Below are 23,902 nucleotides of genomic sequence, written 5' to 3'. Positions count from 1 at the left end.
GGCTATTACCCTAAAAGAACCCCGGTCTGGCAAATAGTGGGTCGTTTTACAATGCGCGATATTTTAACATCTGACGCTCAATCAGGTTGACGCCATAATCAAGCAACAACGCAAAGGTGGTCAGTAGCAGGGTGCCGGCAATGATGGTATTGATGTCGAAGTTACCTTCGGCCTGCAATATCAGATAGCCTAACCCCTGAGATGAACCGAGATATTCCCCCACCACGGCACCAACGAATGCCAGACCAACCGCAATGCGCAAACCCGAGAATACCCAGCACAGCGCTGAGGGGAAATAGACTGACCACAACAGTTGACGGCGGTCAGCACCTAAAATTCGTGCATTGGCTAATAATACAGGGTTCACATTACGCACACCCTGGGTGACATTAAAGAACACCACAAAAAACACCAGGCTGATGGCGAAGGCGACTTTTGACCAGATCCCAAGGCCAAACCACATGGCAAAAATGGGGGCGAGGATAATCCTCGGCAAAGCATTTAACGCCTTGATATAAGGCGACATGATAGCGGTTACCAGCGGGCTGATGCCCAACAATAGCCCCACGGCGAGACCGAGCATGGTGCCGAATACAAATGCCAGCAGGGTTTCCGTTAAGGTGATAATCAGGTGCGGATAAATCTGTGCCGGAAAATGCAGCGTCATCTCGGTGCCAGACGCCAGCGATACCACCAGACTCCCTTCGCCCTCACTAAACCATTGCCACAGTACCTGCACAACCTGGCGTGGACTGCCAAAGAAAAAGGCCAGCTGAGGATCCCGTGAAATCAGCTCCCATAACAGCACCGCCACGACGGATACCGCGACTTTGCCCATCCAAATGATACTTGCATTAGCGGTTTGCTTGTTCATTGTGTGCCAGTTCTTTGCTTATAACTGTTCAAAACCTCGCTACCCAGTACTTCCCAGACCTGTTGATAAAGTCGGTTATAAGCGGGTAACGTGCGGATTTGCGCCATGTGGCGCGGACGCGCCAGCTTGACAGGGAACTCGCGGATCGGGTGCGATTCGGGTCCAGCCGATAGCACAATCACCCGATCGGCAAGGGTGATGGCTTCATCCAGATCGTGCGTGACAAACAATACGGCGCTGCCGCTTGTTTCCCAGAGCGTCAGCAGCTCCTGTTCCATTAACTGCCGGGTCTGGATATCGAGGGCAGAGAAGGGTTCATCCATCAGGATGATCTGCGGATTGCAGATCAGCGTCTGTGCCAGCGCCACGCGTTTTCGCATGCCCCCGGAAAGTCGGGCAGGATAGGCATTCGCCACCTGGTTCAAGCCGGTGCGTGCCAGCCAGTCACGGCCCTGTTGGTTGGCTTCGGAACCGACTATGCCGCGATAACTCAGGCCCAGAACCACGTTCTCCAGCACGGTCAGCCACGGCATCAATACTTCATCCTGAAACATATAACCAATACGTGGGTCCAGGCCGTGCAGAGGGGCATCGAATAACGTGATATGCCCATAGGTGGGGGCCAGCAATCCGGCGCAGAGATTCAACAGGGTAGATTTTCCGCAACCTGTCGGGCCGACAATGGCGACAAATTCACCCGGTCGTACGCTCAGGCTGACATTGGCCAGGATGTGCGTTTCCGCTTCCCTGGCATGGGGCTGACAGGAATAAGACACCTCGTGTAATTGCAGGACTGGGTTATCGCTACTTGTCATCGCGCGTGACCTCCATAACATACTGATTCGTCCATGTACGACTCAGATCGATATTTTCAGGCTGGATGCTGGTATCAAAAGCACTCAGGGCGCGCAGGGCGGTGGCGGATAACTGCGGTGAAAACGCGCCATCGCGTGAGTAACCAGGTTGTAGATGACGGAAAGCCTGTTGATAAAGTGACGGATCACCGGTCAGATAATTTCCCGGCACCACTCCGGCCACGTCTTCTGGTGTGGCCTGTGCTAACCAGCGTAGCGATTGCAGCATGGCCTGGGTCAGGGCGCGCAGGGTGGCGGGATGATCTTTCAGGAACGATTCCTTTGCGTATAACGCGCCAGCGGCCAAAGTGTCGCCAAACAATGCCTGCGTACCTGCCGGAGTACGCGTATCGGCAAGGATGTGGATGTCATGGCTTTTTTCCAGCTGAGAAATGACCGGTTCGGTGTGGGCGATGGCATCGATTTTACCGGAACGCAGTGCTTCAACCGCACCGGAACCCGTGCCGACGGCAATCCACGTCACCTCCTGCGCCTTGATGCCTTGTGTTGTCAGCCAGTAACTGGCAACCATCTGGGTTGACGAACCCGGTGCGCTGATGCCGATTTTTTTCCCCTTGAGATCCGTCGCCTGTTGGTACGTTGGCAGGTTTTTGCGTGATGTGGCGATAACAATCTGCGGCGTCTGACTGGTCAGAATAAAGGCAGTGATAAATTGCTGTTTACTTTGCATTTTAATGGTGTGCTCATACGCGCCGCTGACCACATCAGCACTCCCACCAATCAATGCCTGCAACGCTTTCGCGCCGCCAGCGAAATCAACAATGCGTACCTCCAGTCCGGCCTGTCTGAAGTATCCGCGCTGCTCAGCAATGGTGAGCGGAAGATGATAAAGCACGCTTTTCCCACCCACGGCAAGGGTAATCGACGGATGCTCCAACGGGGCTGTTTGCGCCAGGGCGCAAAAGCCGGGAAGCAACAGCGTGCTGCAAAGCCATTTCATCATCATTGTCATCGGGTTACCTGCCGCGTTAATCGAGTGAGGAACGACTCGCAATAAACGTCCATTTTTATCCTTAGCGCAGACAAACCACCAGCTATCGCTGTCCATAAATCAGGCTGAAAGAAAATATGAAGAGGAAGGTAACTGCGCGTAAGATAAGGAAAATAGCAGTTGAATCAAAGCGTCATGGCAGGATGTGTTAACAGGGGGACTTCCCGTCCCCAGGGTAAAAAATCAGGTTGCGCAACTGAGTTTTTATGTTTCTATCAGAGATGAGCGGACAGTAACGTCCCTGCCCGGTTTTTATCTTGGTGGTTTTATTTGGTTTTTATCAACTTTTGTTCCGTCTGAGGTTGGCCGTTAGGGCAACCCACCAACCAATCCGGGCGCGGGATGCCTTGGGTATCATTGGCATCCTCGGTCACCTGATACCAGGGATGCCAGGTAATCCGTGTCCAGTACCAACGGCCATCCAACGTATCGGTCGGGCGTCCCGCCGCGTCATACCACAAGCAACTGTACCAGCTTTGCTCACGCATGCTGCTATCGCTGGCGTAACGCCAGCCGGCGATAAAATAGGGTTGAAACTGACGTACGGGCTGCCCCTTGTTGTTATATTCAACACGCTCGCTGACGCGCCAACGGTCGTCGGTATGGGCGGTGGCACGTTCGTCCTGGCGCACGTGATTGAGTTCGTTTCGTGTCAGCGCTTCACCCGGTTCGACCCGTTGTTTATTTTGCAACACGCGGCCGAAACCATCGGAGAAGGTGATGTTGATGCGCATCTGGCGATCGGCATCGTCAGGGTAGCGATCTGCGCTAATGGCGGCACTGTAGATGGGTTCGCCATTTAGCATCAGGTTGTCCGGGGCATAAAAGAACACCGACTCCCGATCGCCGACGGCAGCGGCCGGATCCTGCAACGCTGCGATAAAATCATTGGCTGGCAATGGCCGCTGCGCCAGTGTGGCAAAACCGACCCGCTTGCCTTCTTCCTCGCCATACAGGCTGGTGGCACGCACGCGTCCCAGCGCATCAAACTGTGCTTCATGATGGCTGCCCTGAGGATCGGTCATCTTCACCGGGGCCATCAGTCGGTAATCATAATCAGCCTGAGTGATGAGTCCGATCGGATCGCGCGAGTTCACCACCTGTAAGCTGTAGTCATCCCAGGTGAGGGTCGTTGGCGGTAACCAGTCACTGGCCCGTTGTGAGGTCAGACGATAAAACTGGGCAAAGGGGGCATATTCACTGACCGGCCCGCTGATCAGCCAGCGTGGGGTTGCGTCTGTGCCGCGTACGTAATGTGCGGCGAGCAGCACGTTATCCAGCGTCTCGTCCTCCAGCCAGCCTTGCCAGGCGCTTAACGCCTCATCATCCAGTTCGCCCTGTTCGCTGGTCAACAGCAAACCGGCGGCCAGCGGTCGGGACTGCGAGTCAGTTTGCCAATGTAGCTGTTGCCAGGTCATCAGCGTCGGCGGAAAGCGCTGGTCCTGTAACCAGCTGTCAGGATGCTTGAAGAATTCATAACTTACACCCTGATGTGCTCCACGTTCGGTGACGGGTACGCTCAGTGCGGCCGTCTGGTTCTGCGCAGTTAAACCGAGTCGCCAGTAGCCTTCATCGAGGCGCGCCAGCCAGCTTTGCTGCGAGGTCTGGAGCTGCCAATGGTTTTGCTGATCATCAAAACTCTCCTGCCACCAGCGTGCCTGTGGCGTATCGGCCGCATAGGGACAGAGTGGCTGACGACGCGGGTAATGCACATTGACTTGCTGGAGTGGCTGGCCCCAGCGATCCCATTTCAACAACACCTCATGAGTCGCCTGCGGGTCATCGGCAATGCCGTCATAGGTCCATTGACGTGTCTCCAGATTGGCCGGTTGAATCTGTGCGTAGTCCTGCTCTCCGGCAGTTTGCCAGACGCGCAGCAGGTAACGGTTTTCACTGATGGTGTAGGGAATCGGCGCATCCTGGGCGAAGATTTCCTGGCGCAGCAACATGCCTTTCAACGCACGGTTAAGCGAGCGGCGAGTATTATGATCAACTGAAACTAACTCCCCATCACCCTCATCACCACGCTCGAGTTCGAGGGTGTTCCCAAGCGGCATGATAGCGGTATCCTGCCAGAACCGCTGACGATTGGGCACATCGGGGTCGCCGGTGTGATACCAGCTGCGGCTCATCAATGGGGCGGAGAAACCGGCCTGGCGGGTCAGGGGACCGGCGCTTTCGGCGTCATACTGCGTCACCTGTGCAAAGCCGTTAAATTCCCGTTCATAACCGTCATACCAACCTTCTCGGTATTCAAAGGTTTGTGTCAGCGTGTTTTGGCTGATCAGATCATGGGTTTGCACCTTTTTCAGTACGTGAACCGGGAAAGGTAAACGGCAGCGAACGCCGGGTGTGGCCGCTTTCTCATCCAACCATTCCTGCGCAGAACTGCGATATTCCCAGCGGGTTTCACATCCGGCGGGATCGTTCACTTGCTCCAGTAGCCACGGTTTTTTGTGACTGAAATCCAACTGATAATGACGTGGTTGCGGGTGCGGCTGGCTCAAAATCAGGCAGGCGTAACCGTTGCCATTCAAATCGGCAAAGTCGAGACGACTCAGGTTATCAATGCGTTCGCCCTGCGGTAACGGTACCAGCAGCGGTGAAGCCGCAAAGCCATTGCCGGATTGATTCAGGAACACCAGCAGGCTGTCGGTGGTGGCAACGATCAGGTCAGCAGCACCATTACCATCCAGATCGGCGAGGCTGACCTGGTCAGGATTGAAGGTATCAATGTCGAAAGGGAGTTCAGCCAGCAGAAGAGGCTGACCAAAGCGGCCATGGCCCAGATTTGGCCAACAATGCACCGCATTATGACGTACCCGCACCAGATGGGGTTGCCCGCTACCCAACACATCGCTGAAAGCCACCAGCTCCTGACGTGAAGCATTAAAGATCGGCAGGCTGCCATCATGTGCAACATCTTGCGGTGTGTTAAAGGTTTCGAGTTGATTGCTGTACAGACGTACGCTGCGTGGGCCAATCAGGCTGATGTCGTTCAGATAGCCACCCAGCGCCGCCAACTGGGCATCTGGATGTAAAAACTCGATCGGGAAGGCTTTCCAGGGAATAAACGTTGACCATTCGCCTTCACCATCGGCGGTAAAAAACCCCGCCATATCAGGCAATGGCACCACCCAGTCGGGAAAACCATCGCCGGTCATATCGGTCAGTAATGGGCGCGCACGCTGATGCAAACCCACAGGCTGTAACGGCAGAGCCTGCTCCGGGCCATAATCGACGCCGTCTGCCTGGGTGGTTTCATCACGTATCGGTGCGCGATAACGCCAGCCGTCCGTCGACTGATACAGGATCCCCGGTAACCCTTCACCCCACAGATCCACCCATTGATAATGGTTGCCTTCACACAGCGCAGTCAGCCGCAACAGCGATTGCCAGGCCAGCTCAGTGGCGTTGGGGTTAAAGCGTGAATAATGGTAGTTGATGGCAGGTAGGCTCTCAGTTTCGCCCGCGACCCGATGACCCAGCATATCGACTTGCTTGAGCAGCGTCAGGGTCGGCGTTTCTTCATGGTGTAGACGCAGGCGTGCGACCGGTTGCGGCAGCGTACCGAGTTCCGCAAAGCGGTGGTACATGATGACCTGGCGGCATAAACGTAAGGTACGTATTTCAAATCCGTAGTGATAGCAGCTATGGGGATCGGCGCGGCGCGGCCAGGATTGCACGGGGCTGTTCCACACCGGCAGCGTGTCGGCAGCAAAAGGATATTCACCATAATCCAGCCAAAGTTCAAACATCCAGTTATCAGGTAGCGTGTTGCTCAGCAGGAAGGGAAGTGCGTGCGCTTGTGGGTTGCCATAGCAGACACGGTGCAGATAACGTTGCGCGCGATGATCGCGCTGGCGATCGGCGTCTGTCAGGTTGGCATCGTCTTCGGCCCGATAGTGATAATAAATGTGCTCGCCATTTGGCGCGACCGTCTCTTCCAGTAACCAACGTGCAATATGCTGCGGTTGTTGCGCATCGGCCACCCGCGCTTCGGCGCTAAAACCGTATACCGCCAGCATGCCGTCAGGGGAGCGCACTAACCAGAAAGGAGGGTGATCACCGGTTGTCGACGTCCAGCGTTGATATAAGGTCGGGGTATCAAAGATGCGCGGCATAAAGGTTTCAACTGTCCAGGGTGAGGACAGGGTTTCTCCGGCCAGCTGGCTGATTTGCTCGATCTGCGGCTTGCCGTTGCTGTCGCAGCAGGCGACCAGCACGTCCCCGTTGGGGGCAACCAACTGATCGCCGCCTTGATACTTCGGCACGCCGAAGTGGGTGCGTAATGAGATGGACGGCATCGCCAGATCCCAACCGAGACCGAAGGGGCTTTGTCCCTGCTGATTGGCGTAGCTGATAGCCAGAGCAGGATCGTGCCCACGGCCAGGGGTGATGGGAAGCGGAATGGTCAGACCGTTTTGACCGGTAACGCCAGTAGTTTCAATGCTCTGGCGGATGCCGGTCAAAGCGCCACCGCCTTTTGGCAGGCTGATGGCGGGTAGTGTGACATCCGTACTGGATTGCTTTGTATTCATAGTGATCATCCTTAGCTGAACCTTTATGCAGGGTTAGCGCCTCTGTTGATAACGTGCGCGGCGGCAACAGGCTAGGGGCAGGATGATCCGGTTAATAGCAGGAAAACAGCGACGGACAGTGTGGCGTTACTCAGGGTTTTCCTGTGGTAATGCGCCAGGTTTGAGGTTGAGATAGCGATAGTAGGTGCTACGGGCGATGCCCAAACGCCGGGCGCACTGGCTGGAGTTAAGTTTTTTTTGTGCGTACATTCCTTTCGCCTGCTCTTTCAATTGCAATGCTTTGTCTGATAAACCCCGTGGGCGACCTGCTGGCGCATGTTTCGCGCGCGGGTTATGTCCGGTGAGTGCGGCGATAAGCGACGTCGCTTCTGGCCACTGAATACTATTGAAGACACCATCAAGGGTAATGATCTGATTCCCTTTCAGCAGCCACTTACGCAGCCAGCTGAGCTGGAAAGATTGTGATCCCCGTAAGATGTTAAGGTTGGTGATGACTAAGGTCACATCCGATGCGGAGAACGACTGTAGTGCCGGGCACAGATCATTAGTTTGGTCAGGGTCTTCTATTATCGAGGCGCAAAGGGCATCTTTTAATCGCTCATTTTGTTCTTTTCGTTCGTCCTGCGTACCCCGGCTATAGCCGATAATTTGCGGTTGATTATTTTTCATGTTGTTGACTCTCCTTATAACGTTGCAATGCAGCATAGAGGGTGGTGCGAGAGATCGCATATTTACGGGCCTGGTTAGATATGGTGCAACTATTACTGCCAATAGCATGGAAAATCTTTTCCGTCTGCTCATGGCTGAGACTGCGGTGGTGACTTCCTGCATGGAAAGATGGCTGAAGTCGCCTGTTTTTCAGGAAAAGAAAGAAACGGGAAGAAGGATGTTCCGGTGCGGATTCCAGGGTAAGCATATCCGCAAGGCTAATTATACAAATATCTCGCGAGAGAATATCCGTTAACCAGGTCACTTTATTATGATATTTGGGAATGGTTTTATCAACGCGCCATAACACCAGCGTATCACCTGGGTTAATCTCCTTCATGCAGGTGCGTAGAGTCTGCGAATCATGGGGAGACGTTTGTTCGTAAATAACGTCGCAATTCGCCTCAACAAGTTTTGCGCGGATGAACGAGCGGGTATTGGTTGATTCTATATAAAAGATATAGCCTTTGCGGGGTGACGTCATTTGCTCTCCCTACTTACAAGAACGTGTTAATCGAAGTACTAAGCAAAGTCATGGTAGACATTTCGGCAGATCAGAACAACAGAATATGCTGAGAGAATGGAAAAAATGTATTGGCGAGCAAAAAAAAAGCGGTGAACTTTTAAATAAAAAAATTGCCGTGGTAAATATCACGGCGAAAATAATATTGGCTGAATTATTAATGGGACATAATAGATGATAAGGAAAAAAAGAGACGTTGCTGTTTCCTTAGAGGGAAAAGTAGAGTTGATTGAATGAACGAACACCTAATTTCTTCAGCGCGTTCATTTTATGCGTACTCACGGTTTTAATGGATATCGCCAGTTCTTGCGAAATTTGTGCATGTGATGCCTGTTCATAGAGGCGACGGATGATGATGCACTCCGTGGCGGTCAGATGACCTGGGCAATATCGCAGATTACGTGGCGTCTTACGCATGGAGTCGATCAATGTTGTCAGATGTTTGAAAGAGATATCTTTGGGTGCCTTAGCGTAAGGTGTAAAGATGGATGACAAGTGTTTGCAAGCGCTATAGAGAATCATCACATTCACCTTACAGGAGATGATCGGATGGATGATGCTCTTCTCAACAAAGCAATGGTTGCTGGAGTCAAGTAACAGTATATCGCCATGCCTCAGATGCATCTGAGTGAATTCCGGCGTGTAGTTCTTCCATTTTTGTATAAAAAATTTCTGATTATCTGCAAGAAAATGTGCTTTCATACCGTGAGAAAAATAGTGATCGTCTGAAACCAGATAAATATTCATGGTTAATCTCAATGCAGGATGCGCAAATTTATTTGAAAGGGATTTATGTTCACCGGCTATAGAGCCGATGAATAAGCGATATCTCAGCCTTGCTGTAGTTTTATTGCCAATTTCAACAACAAAGTCATTATGGCAACGCCTGCTCGTACGCGTCAATATGAGTCATTATCACTAAATGACGTGTGCGCAATTCGTTCTCCAGGTATTATAGGTTCATTCGTACGCCGTTTTTGATGAAATTCACCTTGTTTAATCAGGGTTGATATCGGTACATGTCGATGAAAACTAGATATTTCGCTAAAAAAAGTGAGAATGTTCTTATCTGATGGGGCTTATTTCTTACCTTGCTAATGAAAAATCATGTTTTTATTATTTTTAATTCATACTAAAATCCGATTTTATTGGGTGGTGTGGTGTGATTTCAGTAAAAATCATGCTCATGGCAGGAAGGGAGCTGTAATTCCGTTGCTGAATTTGTTATTTTTCCCTTCTAAATAAGATGTCTCTCGGTCTGAGACGAGTACGCTTTGGCGTTTACCTGCATGATACCTAATTAATTCAGTAAGTTATCTTTGTTAATCGGAATTTTTACACTTAGGAACCATCTGTGAACCAGAATGAAATCTCGCTCTCGCCAGAAATCACGTTTATTCAAGAACGTTCATGCCTTTCCTGCCCAGGGCAGGAAGATATACATTTAACACCCAATGAACGTCGTTTGCTTGAACTGATTATCAGCGGTAAAGGGAAGAAGGAAACCATCATTGAGGAAATATGGCACAGCCGGGGAACCATAGTCGGAGAGTCCAGCTATCATCAACTGATCAAAATGCTACGGCGTAAGTTGCAAATCGCCGGGCTTCCTTATTCCGTAATCAAGACTATCCCGCGTCACGGTATTACGCTTAATTTAGTGAAATGCCCTGAACCTGAGGGGAAAACACAAGAGTCGACAAACGTTGAAGCTATGGCTGCCGATACGGAAATTATCGCCGATGTGATTGAACCCGTTGCCTTACCTGTGTTAGTGCCCCCCGTTACTAACCAGAAAAAACTGAATTCAGGCCGGTTTCTCCCTGAAAAAAAACTAGTATTATTCGGAATGGTAATTTTCGCATTACCAGCACTGCTAACATGTATGTATAAGTTAACTCAGCAACAGCAACAGGCATTTCCGTTTGAAACACGTGTTGGAGAAGTCGCGTTTCACTTGAGTTCAATGCGTGGCATCAGCCGTGAAGTTCTGGAGGAACGAAAGGCTAAATTGCCGAAAAAAGTGACCAATGTTTACATTGCCTCCAATGGCCCTAAATTCTGGGTTGCGGAGTGTGAAGGCGAATTATCTAAGGAGAATAAATGTCGATACGAACTCTATTCCTCGTATTGATGGGTACGATTTGCGTATTGGGCGGGGCTTTGTTGTCGTGGACGATTTGGCACCATTTGGAAAATGCACAACGTCCCGACCAACCCTGTTCCAGTATTATTCAGGGAGCCAATTTAATTGATCAATATCAAAGCCGTTATCAGTTTAATGGGGTGATAACCTGGTGGCCGCAGGCTAACAAACTCACGTTATTTGGGGTGAAAAGCGATAAAGACAATGCAGGCATCGTGTTCGACCGCGCATTGCAGTTACAAACCCTGACGGCGAAAAAAGGGGTGATTCAGGCGAAGATCAGCGACTTGAAGATTTTCAATGATGACAAACTCCCGCCTAATTATGTCATTCTGGGTGAAAAGGGCAAAGATCTGACGTTGCTGTTTAAACCTATCGATCACAATAGCTGGTTGATGTTGATAAATGACAACTGGATTATGATGTGTGAAAACAAGTGATAGAAATTACCAAACAGTTTCTATCACTTATAAATCACAACGGGAATTTTAGCAGATTACGGCTACTGCCTTTTTATTTTTTGTTCATTGTTCGTTATTTTTTCTCCGGGTTGTTAAACCTCGAAGTGAGAGCGTTTTTATGATGAATGATTTCTATGATAAAGGCATTGAAATTCCGTATTGTAATGGCGATGAAGAGATTTCCTGGCAAGCCATCAAAGCGACCGGTATTACCCACGCCTTTTTTAAGATCAGTGAAGGTGTTCACAGCCATGATGCGTTATTTATGCGGCACTGGGTGGATGCCAGAAATGCGGGTTTTGAACTGGGCGCATGGCATGATTTTACCTACGCCGCAGGTGATATTCGGACGCAATTGAAGAACATTGTCGCAACCTTGAAAGTGATAAAATTCAATCCCAGCCTCGATAAGATGGCGCTACGATTTAATCTTACGGGTGCAAAAGGTTATCCTTCAACAGCCGTTTTAGAGGCGTTCCATACGCTGCTTGAATGGGTATGTCTCAATGGTTTGCACGGCAAGAAACCCTATATTTATTGCTCGCCAGAAGTCTGGGAAGGGTTGTACGGTTGGCAGCAATATGATTTCCATGATTTTCCGCTTTGGCTGGTTAACCAGAGTGATACCCGATTTTCGTTGCCGCTTCCCTGGCAGCTCAACAATAAGATGTGGACCATTCGGCAATATCGCCAAACTTGCAAGATTGAGGGTATCAGCGCCCCTGTGGCGCTAAATTACGTCTACCGCGATCGACCCTCCTGGTAAGAGGCCATCGCAGGAATCCACGAGCAAGACTGGCGGGTGAGTAGTGATGCTCACCCTTTTTTACGCCAACGTCCGTCGGATATTTCACCATCTGGTCCGCCCTGCGTCCTGAAATGTCGCGTCCCTCGGGGCGGTGACATTGGCGCTATACGAGCCAGCTTGTAAGATCAGCGATTTTACTTGTTCATTGACTGCGACAGTATCTTCTTCAACCTTCTGATTAGATTCGAGATATTGGTTCGCCTTTTCCAACAGTCGTTCCAACACGGCAACAGAAAAATCCGCGTTATGCGCGATAATATATTCGACTAATGCATTGTTTTTAAACACGTCCTCCACCACTGAATAGAGCGCCTGACGTTTATCGACCGCAGCGGTGCCATAACTATCCGCATATAGCCAGGCGTTCGATCCTAAGAATTTATTGGTAAACAAGATCACTTTACGTTTGAGCGGCGAATCACTCATAAAGATGTTCACTTGTCGACAGAAATTCCGCAGGAATTCACGGTTACGCATCAGATAATCAACCAGTTGATATCTGTTTGATAAAAGGTCATTGCCGAAATGGGTAATGCCGGAGAGGCTAAACTTGACAATCGGGTTATCCGTGTCGGCATAGAATTCGGCAGGGGTAAATATTACGTTATGATCGTTTGCGAGATGACGGCCCTCATGACCAAGGTTGATTAGGTTGGCCCCGCTTGATACAGAGCTTTGCAGATAAATAAATTTCTTCTTGTCGCCTGAAAGGATGAACGCAGAATTACCCGAACCATACAATGATCGTTCAACTCCCGTCTTTAAGCAGTTATACGCGAGCCGGCCATCTCCGGTATATCGCTCTTCAAAAATTCTGATTTGATCGATGTTGATAGATTTCAGTTCATTGACATAATGTAAATAGTCGGCGATAAGTGTGTTGACCTGCCTGTTAGTAAATTGATTGCCAGTGAATGACTGGTAAACCTCTTTGACCGCGCTAAAAGCATGGCTGCTATTGAGTAATCTTTCAACGACAGTAGCAATATCATGAACCTTACTGATGGTACTGGTTATTTCTGCGTAATCATCAGGGTATTTCTTCATCAGCTCATTGCGGCTTTTGGTCTTTAAGATAAATTGGGGGGCATTCGGTACAGCCGGATTTTTTAGTTTATCCTTTGCTTTATTAAAGCGACTGTTCAGGATTAAACTACTTTTAATATGGTTTTCATAGTATTCTTTTGCCAGCTTCTTGAGCTTTTTTGTGTTTTCATTTATAAGTTTGTTTTTTGTATCTATTTCTTCGATCTCTTTAATGATGCTGGTTGCCGCCAGGGTGAAGGCGGTTTCCAGGTGATGCTCGTGCTGGAACTGCTTAATAGCGTCAACAAACTGATTGAATCCGTCATTAATTCTGATGGGGATTTCCCAATGGGCAAATTTCTCGGCAAAGCTGGCGGCAATCGGAAATTTACTTTTGATAAAACTAAACGCCGTAAGTTTTATCAGATCTGCCACCATTGTTCGGCAGCGTCTTTCCTTGCTATGCGTGAGGTTGGGGATTTGGCTACCCTGATATATGATTGCCATCATGTCCGCCGAGCGTTTTGCATCATTATATTGATTGATCTCCTGGTAATTATAAAGCAACGGCGTGAGCATATTAATATAATCGGGCGCTGGCGTGGTTGCGTCGCGTGTTACCCGGCGATTACGCGTGGGATCACCATACCAGTCGATCAACACATCGTCTCGATTACACAGTTGTTTGAAATGTATTTTGTTTTTATCATCCTTAAAAGCAATGATAATAAAATCGTCAACCTCTTTTTTTACCCACAAACCCACCGGCTGCCAGGGGGAGTAGATATTTAAATGACTAAAAAACTGTTCTCTGATATTATCTTTGCGAAGATCTATTTCGTTAATCACATTTTTAAATAGTACATCCCCGTAGCGGTTGGTCTCCCGCATATCCTGTTCCAGGCGATCGGTTTTTAAGCTGTCGAGCGTACCGCTCTCGGCATGTTCGATGAACGCGTTCGCATCAACCACCAATTCCTGACTGTAATAAAACCCATCCGTAAATTGATGCTGACTAGGAAGTAATAATCCGTTTTGCTCATCCACCCGATAGTTCTTCACGCCGTGTGGGGTATTGGCGCGACAATATAACTGGTCAGTGACCACATTCCAGCGCACATCCTGGATTGTTATCCCGGCAGGGATGGGGCGTAGTTTCAACGATTTATCGCGCATCATCCAACGCAGATAATCGCGAAAGGGGGGTGAAACAGCCAATCGTCCCGCAACCTGGCTGTCTTCGAGCCACAATTGTTCCCGCAATTGGGCTGTGTCTGGAGAGTTCGCATTGGTCAGTACTGCGGCGCGTTGGGTCTTCTTCTCACTGAAATAATCGGTGATTTTTTCTGCCACGGAACTGATCGCGTAACCCACATCATCGACCAGCGTGCTCACTTCACTTTCAGGCTGTATATGATAAGCGCACAGCGCAACATACTCAGTAGTGATCAACCCTTGCTTAACCGTGTCGGGTCGGTTACGGACCGCATCAAAAGCCTGCTGACAGGTTTTAACCGGGATAAATGAGGCCAGTAAATTCCAGGCCATATTGGTCATCTCGCCGATGATACCGGGAGTGGAGGGGGTTGACGTGCTGGAGGCATGTGTCGTGAAACGCTGATCGATAATTGCCTGGCTCAATCTTTGCGCATACTGGGGCCAGGTTTCCGTGCTGCTGGCAACGGGGATGCGCTTGCGATCGCTAACCGAAAAGGTAACGTCGGACAATGGCAAGTTGGATTGTCCCGTCAGGTTGTGCAGCAGCGCGGTTTTTCCGCCATGATTAATCCACTGGCGGTAATCATTGGCCTGCCGGCAATGGGCCGAATCGTCAGAGACCATCTCAGCAAAGACATCGTTAAGCCTCGGTATCACCGAAAGAGTATTACAGCGCCGCGTATTTTCATGGTTGGCCGTCAGGGTAACGCCAATGAAATGGTGGGGGTTATCACGGGCCGCGCGGTTTTCTGCACTGATAAAACGCACCTCAAGGCCCTGAGGCTGTCGCGCTGCCACCAGAAAAATCGCCTGATCGGCGGGGGTTATTTCACCGAGTGCCAGAGTGCAAAGCCGTTTCTCTACGTCGGCTAACGTTTGATAATCCGTTTTGAGCTGCTGGCTCTGCTCACCACCGTGGTTCAATTGGTGGGCGATGCGCAGGTTAAGATACAGCGCCTGAACCCGCAACTCACCTTCCTCTTCGAAATGATTGAGATAATCAATCAGTCCGACGCCAGTTTTTTCCAGCAGTTGATCAACCCAGGCAAACTGACCCAAAAGAAAATCATCTGACAACCGCAACATCGCCTGCTTACCAAATCGTTGTAACTTTCGGGCAGGGAAGTCATGCAACTTTTCATCATTCGCGATCATCCCGGCACCAATGGTTGACAGTACCCCAACGGTAGAGAGGACGAGGTCGTTTTCCACATCCGGCTTGTTGCATAAGTGAAAGCAGGGGAATTTATCTTTGATCCATTCCAGATACAAAAACTGCAATTTGTTGATCACCGCGTGTTGTCGAATGAAATCTGGCTGCGTGCCACGCGCGTAGTAAACCGAAGCCACCAGATTGCTTTTGAATCTGTTTTGCAGCTCGACCTTCAGATTTGGCAAGTCGGAAAAACGCATCACATCGGGTTTTATCTGCTGTGTTAGCCATTGCAGAGTGCCTGACAATAAGATGCCAGCATCGGGCAGGGCGCGATCGATGGCATGCAGCAGCATTTCTGCCAACCGGGCTTTACCCGCTGGCGACCGCAGCCAGGCGGTGATCAGTTCTTTGCTTTCTGCAAAGCGCGAACCCTGAAACACTAACGCGGTAAAATCAAATGTCGCGAATTCATCAAAAGCATATTGGGACTCGATGCCGGTCACCAATTTCCTGATGACGGTGACGGCCTCTTCCAGTGGAGTGAGTGGCGTTGGCGCGATGCCTTCCAGCGTCAGGAAGTAGCTATGAATCTTGTCATCTATCAAGGCTGGCGGCAGGTATCTCAGCCATTGCAGCGCCTGGTCCATCATCACATCAAGATCGCGTGCGACCAATGGCGGAGGGAGAGAACGGCACGAGTCGGGTATTGTTGTTCCCTGCGACTCCCCAAACAAACGGCTTAGCGGGTCTGGTGTGGTATGCGGTGGCGCCAGTGTGGTGCGCGGTGTGGTTGCCATCCGCCGCATAAAGGGATTCCTCTCCAGCATGAGAATCCTTTTATCTCGACCGAAAGTCGCGAGGTTGACCTCATAGTTAATCAGCTCAGCCTGTGCCTGGAGAATATTCTCCGTAGTAACTTCCTTGCTACCCGCCTCGAATGCCCAGCCTGCGGGAACTTCCTGCGGTGAGAGCAGTGGCAATCCACCAAACTGGAGGAAGTTGTCCTCATCAATGAACGGTTCCTCAGCTTCATCGTAGTAGGCCATATCCTGTGCAAAGGCCACAGGAAAAAATCCCCCCCTGTCCGTATTGCGTAGCTTGTTCTGTACGAAATCGGGTTGCGGGAGAAAGCTGAGCGGTGCTGGATCAGCCACCGGGGTATCAACGGTGGGCACCGGGCAGACGCCGATGTCGGGAACACTTGAGCCAGGGAGCTGCAAGGGGTTGCGGTATACCCAGGAAGGAAAAGGCGTCCTGATGGTGTTTAATTCCCGGTTAACGAACAACGGACGGTGGGCAATATTCAGAATACACAGATAGATTTCCTCATTGGTTGTCGATGCCCGACCTTCGATTTCATAACCGGCGGTGTGGTTCGCCAGTGCACCGGTCAGGTCGGTGGCGCACAATGGCAGCTTGACGCAATATTCCTGGCGTGGACTCAGCTCCAGCGTCGGTCGGGAAATTAATCCGGGTACGTAAATAATATGTTTACCCTGATCGAAGAAGTGCTGTTCATCTTCAGCATCGCCGTCGGAAAAATGCGGGCTGGCCGCGATCATTTGTCCGGGCGCGGGCCGCGACGGGGTTTGTCCGAGGGAGAGTAAACGGTCCTGCAAATAAACCCCCAGCCACGGCGCGGTCCATTGCATCGGGAGTTGCAGCAATGTCGGTTGCGGATGCCAGAACTGGCGTTTTTCCAGACATGTGATTAATAGCTGTTCAAATCTGTGCGTCTGCAGACGTTCTTCCGCCGTCAGGCTGTTCCGCCACTGCTCACGGCTGGCGATATAGCGTTTGATTCGTTGCAGTGCCCTGGCAGCCGGGACATCGTGCGCCAGGAAGTTTAATCGGTAGAAATAGCGATTCAGCGCTTCGTTGTCAGAAGTGACCTGAGTCAGTGCCAATAGCTGGCGCGTTGCCTGATGTTGCTGCTGCCAGAACAACCACTCGATCAACATCGATGCCATCGCCAGCGGCGGCGTTGCCATCCCTTGTGGATGAGCGGCAATGTGGGTATCGAGGTAAGTTTTACAATTACTCAGGGCCTGGCGCAACGCGTCAGGCCAGCTGTGAGGCAAGCGATGATTACTGAGTAACGTCAGAGCGCTGTTGACGGTAAAGCGACAAATTTCCCCCAAAGAAAATCTGGCTGTCTCATTTTTATCCGTTGCACCGCCACCCGTGGCTGCCGCGGAAACGCCGGCTGCTCCCTGCATAACACACTCCATCGCAATAATAGAAAATAAAACCTGGCGGTGATTGCTGGCTTTAACAAGGAATAAGCCGTGATGAAGAGGTGAGAAATTCCTCAACCGTTGGGAGAGAATGCTGATTTCGCCGTGAATGCTACCTAGGTATAGTTTGCATGTCCTTTGGTGGTGGCATGGTATAGCCGCAGAGTCTATAGGGCATTCTCTTTATCAACAACGACAAGGTAATTACCATGAGTTTTTTAAACGGTTATCCCATTGCGGAACTGGTGCTGGTGCTGCTGATTCTCCAGTCCGGCATTATGGCGAATTTGCTGAATTCATGCGAGCCAGTATCGCTGCGTAAACTGAGCGGCAATATTATTAACGGCGTGATTGTGGCGATGATGATTGTCGCATGGGACCTGGCCCAGCATGCTTCAATTCATCACACCGTCACGCACGCCGGTTTGATGGCTATCGCCTGGCCGCGTGCTATCAGGACGCTGATGCGGCTGAACGATGGGCAGAATTAAGATCCGGCTTAACGCGTTCTGGCGGAACCTGCGTTGCCAGAGGTCGAGGCACCCACGTTAACATCATGCAACAATATCGCCGCTGCTTCTTTAACTACGGTATTAAATAAATCTTCATCATCGCCGAAGCCGGAGTCTTTACGCCCGTCCTTGGTTGATGGATAAAGTGTTTTAGCCAGGTCAATAAAATGATTCTGCATACCAACCATCCAGTCGGCATTATGATAAAGGAATTCTTTCAATAAACTATGATTACTGCGCATCATATCCACTAGCTCCGTTAATTCTTTCCGTTTTATCTTCGCCTGTTCGCTATAACGGTCGTCATAAGTCCAGGCATATCTGAGCGGATATTTTTGCGAGAACTTATTGATTTTTCCTTTGTATGTCGCATCGCGAGAAAATTCCAGCATTTGTTTGCAATAACGATCAAGGAATTCGTGGTCGCGCATGAGATAGTCAACAAAGTGATATTTGTCAGATAAGATAGACTGGCTATATTTTTCCACACCCGTGATACTGATGTGCTTAGTCGGGTGATAACTCATAGGATAGAGTTCTTTTGCCTGGCGTGGTGGTCCACCAGCATCACTTAGATGCTTTCCTTCATGAATAATAGTTTGTTTGACCTTGTTGGTATTTTTTACATCTTTTATATATATCTTCTCATCTTCTTCAGCCACAAAACCTTCAATTCCTTCAGAAAACAAGGCTTGTTCTCGCTCATCAATATAACAGTTGTTAGCGATATCGCCCTCGCTGGTATAACGTTCCTCAAAAATGATAAGGTTATCAGTAGTGATTGAGATCAGCACATCCTGGTAGCGTATTTGATCGGCGAGTATCGCTTTCACTTCATCCTCAGCGAAAATTTGTTCGGTGAAATCGCGTAGGGTATCAGAGACGACTTTATATCCCTTGTTACTGCGTAATAATCTTTTAACAAGTTCGGCGTTGCTATGGATTTTTTCCAGGACACTCTTCATTCGTGTATTGGTTTCCGGGTATTTTTCCTCCAGTTCTTGCACGTTTTTGGTGCGCGAAATATATCGTGGTGCGCCGGGGATCCCCGGGTTATTTTTGATATCACTGATTCTATTCAAGCTGGTGTTAAGCAAGGCTCTGGGTCCGATATATTTTTCGTAGTAATCTGCCATGCCGTCTTTGAGGCTTCTGAAGAAATACAGGTAGTTGATATTTTTAGCATGTAACTCCTGCGCTTTGTCACGGAATTTCCGTGCGTAGGGGAGAAAGCGCGTATCATTCGGAAAAACTGCCTCATAAATATCGAGCAATGTGGAAAAATGTTTAAACCCGGTGCCTAAATCTAGGCTGGTGGCCCATTGTCCAAAGTCACGAACATAATTATGCGCTTCAGGGTACTCGTCCTTAAAAAAACCAACTGGAATCTTGTCAACCAGCTCCTGCATCAGGGTTCGGCACTCAATCTCTTCCGGGATGGTGGGGTTTGGTCCGCGCGTCGCTTTTTCAAATAATGTGGTGACATCGGCAATACGCATCGGGTCATTGTTTTCTTTGATCAATTTGTAACCATACTCTGCCGGCGTTAATACCTGGGTGAACCAGGATTTTGTGGTGCCGCCGCGCTTATCGCGCGCAGGAATTTGTCCAGCGGAAAGGTCCTCACCCTGCCAGTCAAAAAATTGACTATTCCACTCGGAAAATTGTTGGTAGCGAGTTTGATTCTTGTCATTTTTGAATTCTATTAGCCAGGAACTGTCTTCATCGGTTTTTACCCATATATGTACTGGTTGCCAGCCGGGAGGGATCGACAAATTAGCGAAAATGGTATCGGCAATATTGGCTTTTTTAAAATCCAATTCGACAAACTTATGTTTGAAAGATATTCCCCCTTTTTTGCTGATCGCGACATTCTGTTGTTCGAGGCTTGTGTTTTTTAATGTATCGAGGCGGTGGTTGGTGGCGTGTGACAGAAAGTCCGATACAGACAAGGGAATTTCCTGATGACTTTGTTTAAGATCGGTAAATTGATGGTTTGAAGGCAGCAATATTAAATTTTTAGTATCTAAGCGATAATTCCTGGTGCCTTGTGAGGTCCTGATTCTGCAATAGATCTGATCGGTGATAAAGTTCCAGCGTACCCCGGTGATTAGCACCTCCGGCGGTAATTTCTCCAGGTCGAGAGAATGCTGATGTAGCTTCCAGCCTAAATCGTTATGAAACATCGGCGACTGTAGCATTGCCCGCAGTACTTCACCATCCGTAGCCAGCAGTTGCTCCAGAACGCCATTAATATCGAGCGGTGCCTGGGAGGTGAGAGTCTCTTCATTACCCAGTTGGGTGAGTTTTTTCCACACCCATGAGCGAGCAATATAATGGATAAATTGTTCTAATTTGCTTTCTTTACTCATAGGCAAAAAATCATAGAAACAGACCCCTGCTTTCCCGGCGGCGACCATCACCAGCTTTGCTGTCAGTTTTTTGCGTAAATCAATAAGCGCTTTCAACGCCTGCTGACACGAGTTTATCGGGATAAATACGTTGACTAATGCATTGGCAATATCCATCACCGCATCCACCGTATTCGGCGTGGAGGCAGGGGACGAGGTTGCTGGCGTTGGAAAACGCTTGTCAGTCATGCTCTGGCTTAGGGTATCGCTGTATTGCGACCAGGTTTGCTGAGGCCCGGCGGCCGGGGGCACCATTTTCTCACTGAGCCTAAAGGTGACAGCGTCTAACTGATCGCGTAACTCTGGCGCGAAACGATTTGCAAACGCCATCTTTCCTTGTGTGTTTATCCAGGAGTGGTAATCCGTCATGTCGAGGCAATGCGCGGAATCGTCATAGGCGAAATCTGTCGAGATGTCGCTGAGTTTCGGGATTGAGGTTAGGGTGGTACAGTGGCCGGTATCTCCGGCGGTGGCGAACAGCACGGCACCAAGATAATGGTGCTGTTTACCGGTATCCGTCGCGATTTCCATACTCAGATAACGTACCTCGAGACCTGCCGGCTGGCGTGTCGCCGCCAGAAAAAACGCCTGGTGTGTTTCTGAGACATCTTTCAGCGCCAGCCTGCAAAGTTGTTTTTCCACATCCGCTAACGCCAGGTAATCCCGTATCAACATCTTGCTCTGCACCACGCCGGCTTGTAATGCCTGGGTGATTTGGTAATTAAGATAGAGTTGTTGGGTCAGCAACCCGCCCGTGGTTTCGAGATCATTCAATAAATCCATAAACCGGACAGGACCCTTAGCCAGCAAACGATTGAAGCTGGCGAATTGTTTTGTCAGGAAATCTTCAGAAAGGCGTTGCATCGCCTGCACCGCAAATTGTTGTAACGTCTGCTCAGACAGGAGATTCAGTTTATCTTCATCACCAATCAGGCCCGCCGCTACCGTTAAGATCACGCCATCCGTCGAGAGCACCAGCGTGTTGCTGACCTCAGGGTTATTGCTTAACAGGAAGAACGGCAGTGGTCCTTTAATCGCTTCGAGTTGTAACCACTGTAATTTCTTCTGCACCTCCTCGTGAGCCATGAAATCTGGCAAAGGAGACGCGGCACTTTCCAACCAGCGGCGCAGATTTTTTTTAAAGCTATTTTGCAAGTCGATTTTAATATTGGCCAGCGAGGCAAAGGTGGTGGTGGCAGGGCTGATCAAATGTTCCAGGGTGGCAAACGTGGTTGAGGCCAATTTCCCTGCATCGGGCATCATGCGGTCGAGATGGTTGAACAGCAGCGTGTATAACTGCTGCTTCCCTTCAGATGAACGCGCCCAGATATCGAGAAATTCGTTATTCCCTGCGAAGCGCGAATGGGCAAACAACACGCGGGTAAATTTAGCCGCCTGTTGACTATCAAGCTGATATTGATGATCGCTACCGGTAATCAGTATGGCGGCTACCGCGGCAGTTTCTTCCAGCGGTGTGCGTTGCACCGGATGGTTTGCCGCTGACTGACGCAGGAAAGTATGAATTTTGTCTTCAACCCAGTTTGTCGGCAGCTGTTCGACCCACTGTTGCGCCTGATGCAACATGTCATGTATATCGCTGGCTATCAACGGTGTGGCTGCTGGTGGGGCGTTACGCGCCGATGTGGCGGTTTGCAGGGGTGTGGTGGGCGAGGGAGTGGTATAAGAGGTAGTGCGTAGTACTCTGAAAGGTATCAGTTTTTTTTTGTTTCTTATAAGCGGGTTGTCACTCTGGTCAAAAGGATATACAGGATCCAGCATGGATTCTTTCTCCAGAACATCGAGCTGTGATAGCACGATTTGACTACGTAAAATGGCCGCTGCCGCCGCCGGATTCCCGCCGTCATAGTGAGTCACTGTCACGTGACTGTCGAAAACCAGTGGTTCTCCGTCCGGCTGCGATGGGGTATTTTCAACATAAAATCTGTTATGAAACTGAGCTGGATTCACGTCATCAGCACCAGGTGAATTTTCCCAGTTGAAGTCCAGATCCTGTCCTGCTACTACGGGTGGAAAGTTCAGTCGTTCGAGCGAGCCGAGCGCAGATTCCCACCATGTGGCAACGTCTAAAGGCGGTTGTTGCAGGTCAGGGATCGGATCCGGGAAATCATCAGATACCGGGCATATGCCGTCGTCAGGGACGTCGTTACTCCAGGTGAGCTGCTGTTCATTACGATTAATCTGGCTGGAAAAGCCCGTCATCGTTGTATTCAACGCCCGGTTAATCACCAGTGGCCTGTGGCTGTAGAGGAAGAGGTTGGTGGCCTCATTATCCGGTGTACCAAACGCGAAAATACTGAAGTTTGCTGGCGCGTCGGCGGGTTTGCTTTTTATATTGGTCGGGCACCGGGATAGCCTGGTGTAAAATTCCTGACCGGCACTCAGGGTTAATGGTTTCTGGTAAAAATCGCCCGGCAGGTTGACCTCAATCGACGGCGCGTTATTGGCGTCAAAAAACGACTCAGCATCTTCACCGGCGTCGCCATTCAGCAGCGGGCTGGTGGTATGCAGTGGCTGCCCCGGTGGAGGCGGTGCGGGGACAGGTGTCGCATGGTGTAAGGCTTCGTCGACATAAAGCGCAGCATAGGGGATGGCTTTATGCAGCAGCGGCAGCCAAAATGTGCCTTGTGGTTGCCAGAAAGCCGCCTCTTCCAGTCTTGCAAGCATCTGCTGTTTAAAAGCTCGCCATAGCGGCCGTTCGGTTGCATTGAGCTTTTTGAGCCAGGGCTTGTGACCCGATTTGATTTTGTCCTGCAATGCGCGCGCCTGTTGAGGCTGGGTGATGGTCAGCGCTTCCTGTTTGATTTCGTTAAGATAATCCTTCAATTTTACGTTTAGCGGATAATGCTGTCCCCCACGACTGATGGAGGCAGGTACCTCCAGCAGGGCAATCTGGCTGAGCGCCCGTTCGATCGCCCGCTGTTGCAACAAGGAAAAGGATCGTATCGCCAGCTGATAAGTCAGAGCCAGGGCGGCAGCTTCAATCCCTTTAGGATTAGCGTGCAGCCAGGTGCCGGTAAGGTTGCAGGTAGTGCTCAAGCCCTGCCTGACTAACCCGGGCAGAGAACAGGGAATCAGGGGATTATTTCTCACCGATGCCACCCCCTCGCGCAGAGATTGCCATAGCCGGCCGGGAAAAGAACAGGCTGCCAGGGGGGGCTGCGGCAGGGTGCTTCCCGCTGCGGGTGCAAACGTAGGTACATCGCTCATCTTAATCCCTAACTGGTAAGGCCATCAAAGAGGTTAAAACCTGGCACGGCTGCGTCTTTTAACAAGGAAGTCGTTGTGATGATGTGATGATGAATTTCTGAGTGACGGGCCGTGTTGGCAGCGAGGCGGTTGTCAGCTAAGTAAGTCAATAACGTTACTAAGATTAGTGATCCTCACGAACGGTAAA

The 23,902-nt window shown here is 50.1% G+C and carries 13 protein-coding genes; 4 read left to right on the top strand and 9 right to left on the bottom strand.

Annotated elements, in window-relative coordinates; translation table 11 throughout:
- Positions 1–46 precede the first annotated feature (46 nt).
- The 7 genes from AC6I8W_RS24930 to AC6I8W_RS24900 all read right to left on the bottom strand — a co-directional run bounded on the left by AC6I8W_RS24930 (position 47) and on the right by AC6I8W_RS24900 (position 9,259).
- A complete protein-coding gene (locus tag AC6I8W_RS24930; protein WP_497838919.1) occupies positions 47–874 on the bottom strand; it encodes an ABC transporter permease in 828 nt (275 codons plus the stop codon).
- On the bottom strand, positions 871–1,689 hold the full coding sequence (locus AC6I8W_RS24925) for an ABC transporter ATP-binding protein (protein WP_497838918.1): 819 nt from the start codon (positions 1,687–1,689) through the stop codon (positions 871–873). Before AC6I8W_RS24925 ends, AC6I8W_RS24930 begins: the two co-directional genes overlap by 4 nt.
- Positions 1,679–2,701, bottom strand: a complete 1,023-nt coding sequence (locus tag AC6I8W_RS24920) for an ABC transporter substrate-binding protein (protein WP_497838917.1) — start codon at positions 2,699–2,701, stop codon at positions 1,679–1,681. Before AC6I8W_RS24920 ends, AC6I8W_RS24925 begins: the two co-directional genes overlap by 11 nt.
- Positions 2,702–3,006: 305 nt before the next feature.
- Positions 3,007–7,281, bottom strand: a complete 4,275-nt coding sequence (locus tag AC6I8W_RS24915) for a SpvB/TcaC N-terminal domain-containing protein (RefSeq protein ID WP_497838916.1) — start codon at positions 7,279–7,281, stop codon at positions 3,007–3,009.
- Positions 7,282–7,407: 126 nt separating this feature from the next.
- Positions 7,408–7,950, bottom strand: coding sequence for a helix-turn-helix domain-containing protein (locus AC6I8W_RS24910; protein ID WP_497838915.1), 543 nt, complete (start codon positions 7,948–7,950; stop codon positions 7,408–7,410).
- On the bottom strand, positions 7,940–8,473 hold the full coding sequence (locus AC6I8W_RS24905) for a hypothetical protein (protein WP_497838914.1): 534 nt from the start codon (positions 8,471–8,473) through the stop codon (positions 7,940–7,942). The genes AC6I8W_RS24910 and AC6I8W_RS24905 overlap by 11 nt, the downstream gene beginning before the upstream one ends.
- Before the next feature lie 246 nt (positions 8,474–8,719).
- A complete protein-coding gene (locus AC6I8W_RS24900; RefSeq protein WP_497838913.1) occupies positions 8,720–9,259 on the bottom strand; it encodes a helix-turn-helix transcriptional regulator in 540 nt (179 codons plus the stop codon).
- A 607-nt stretch (positions 9,260–9,866) separates the two neighbouring features.
- On the opposite strand from AC6I8W_RS24900, the gene AC6I8W_RS24895 reads away from it, so the two are divergent.
- The 3 genes from AC6I8W_RS24895 (at position 9,867) to AC6I8W_RS24885 (ending at position 11,885) form a co-directional block, all read left to right on the top strand.
- On the top strand, positions 9,867–10,646 hold the full coding sequence (locus AC6I8W_RS24895) for a winged helix-turn-helix domain-containing protein (RefSeq protein ID WP_497838912.1): 780 nt from the start codon (positions 9,867–9,869) through the stop codon (positions 10,644–10,646).
- Positions 10,616–11,098, top strand: coding sequence for a hypothetical protein (locus AC6I8W_RS24890; RefSeq protein ID WP_497838911.1), 483 nt, complete (start codon positions 10,616–10,618; stop codon positions 11,096–11,098). Before AC6I8W_RS24895 ends, AC6I8W_RS24890 begins: the two co-directional genes overlap by 31 nt.
- Before the next feature lie 139 nt (positions 11,099–11,237).
- A complete protein-coding gene (locus AC6I8W_RS24885) occupies positions 11,238–11,885 on the top strand; it encodes a GH25 family lysozyme (protein WP_497838910.1) in 648 nt (215 codons plus the stop codon).
- A gap of 84 nt (positions 11,886–11,969) precedes the next feature.
- On the opposite strand, the gene AC6I8W_RS24880 is transcribed toward AC6I8W_RS24885, so the two are convergent.
- Positions 11,970–17,546, bottom strand: coding sequence for a hypothetical protein (locus AC6I8W_RS24880; RefSeq protein ID WP_497838909.1), 5,577 nt, complete (start codon positions 17,544–17,546; stop codon positions 11,970–11,972).
- Positions 17,547–17,773: 227 nt separating this feature from the next.
- Here AC6I8W_RS24880 and AC6I8W_RS24875 point away from each other — a divergent pair, with 227 nt between their 5' ends.
- On the top strand, positions 17,774–18,055 hold the full coding sequence (locus tag AC6I8W_RS24875; protein WP_497838908.1) for a hypothetical protein: 282 nt from the start codon (positions 17,774–17,776) through the stop codon (positions 18,053–18,055).
- Between the two features lie 8 nt (positions 18,056–18,063).
- Here AC6I8W_RS24875 and AC6I8W_RS24870 read toward each other — a convergent pair whose 3' ends face one another.
- On the bottom strand, positions 18,064–23,715 hold the full coding sequence (locus tag AC6I8W_RS24870; protein ID WP_497838907.1) for a hypothetical protein: 5,652 nt from the start codon (positions 23,713–23,715) through the stop codon (positions 18,064–18,066).
- Between the last annotated feature and the right edge of the window lie 187 nt (positions 23,716–23,902).

The sequence above is a fragment of the Pantoea sp. X-Soil-TKNS-1211 genome (assembly GCF_059730495.1).
This window is presented reverse-complemented; position numbering and strand designations above follow the sequence as displayed.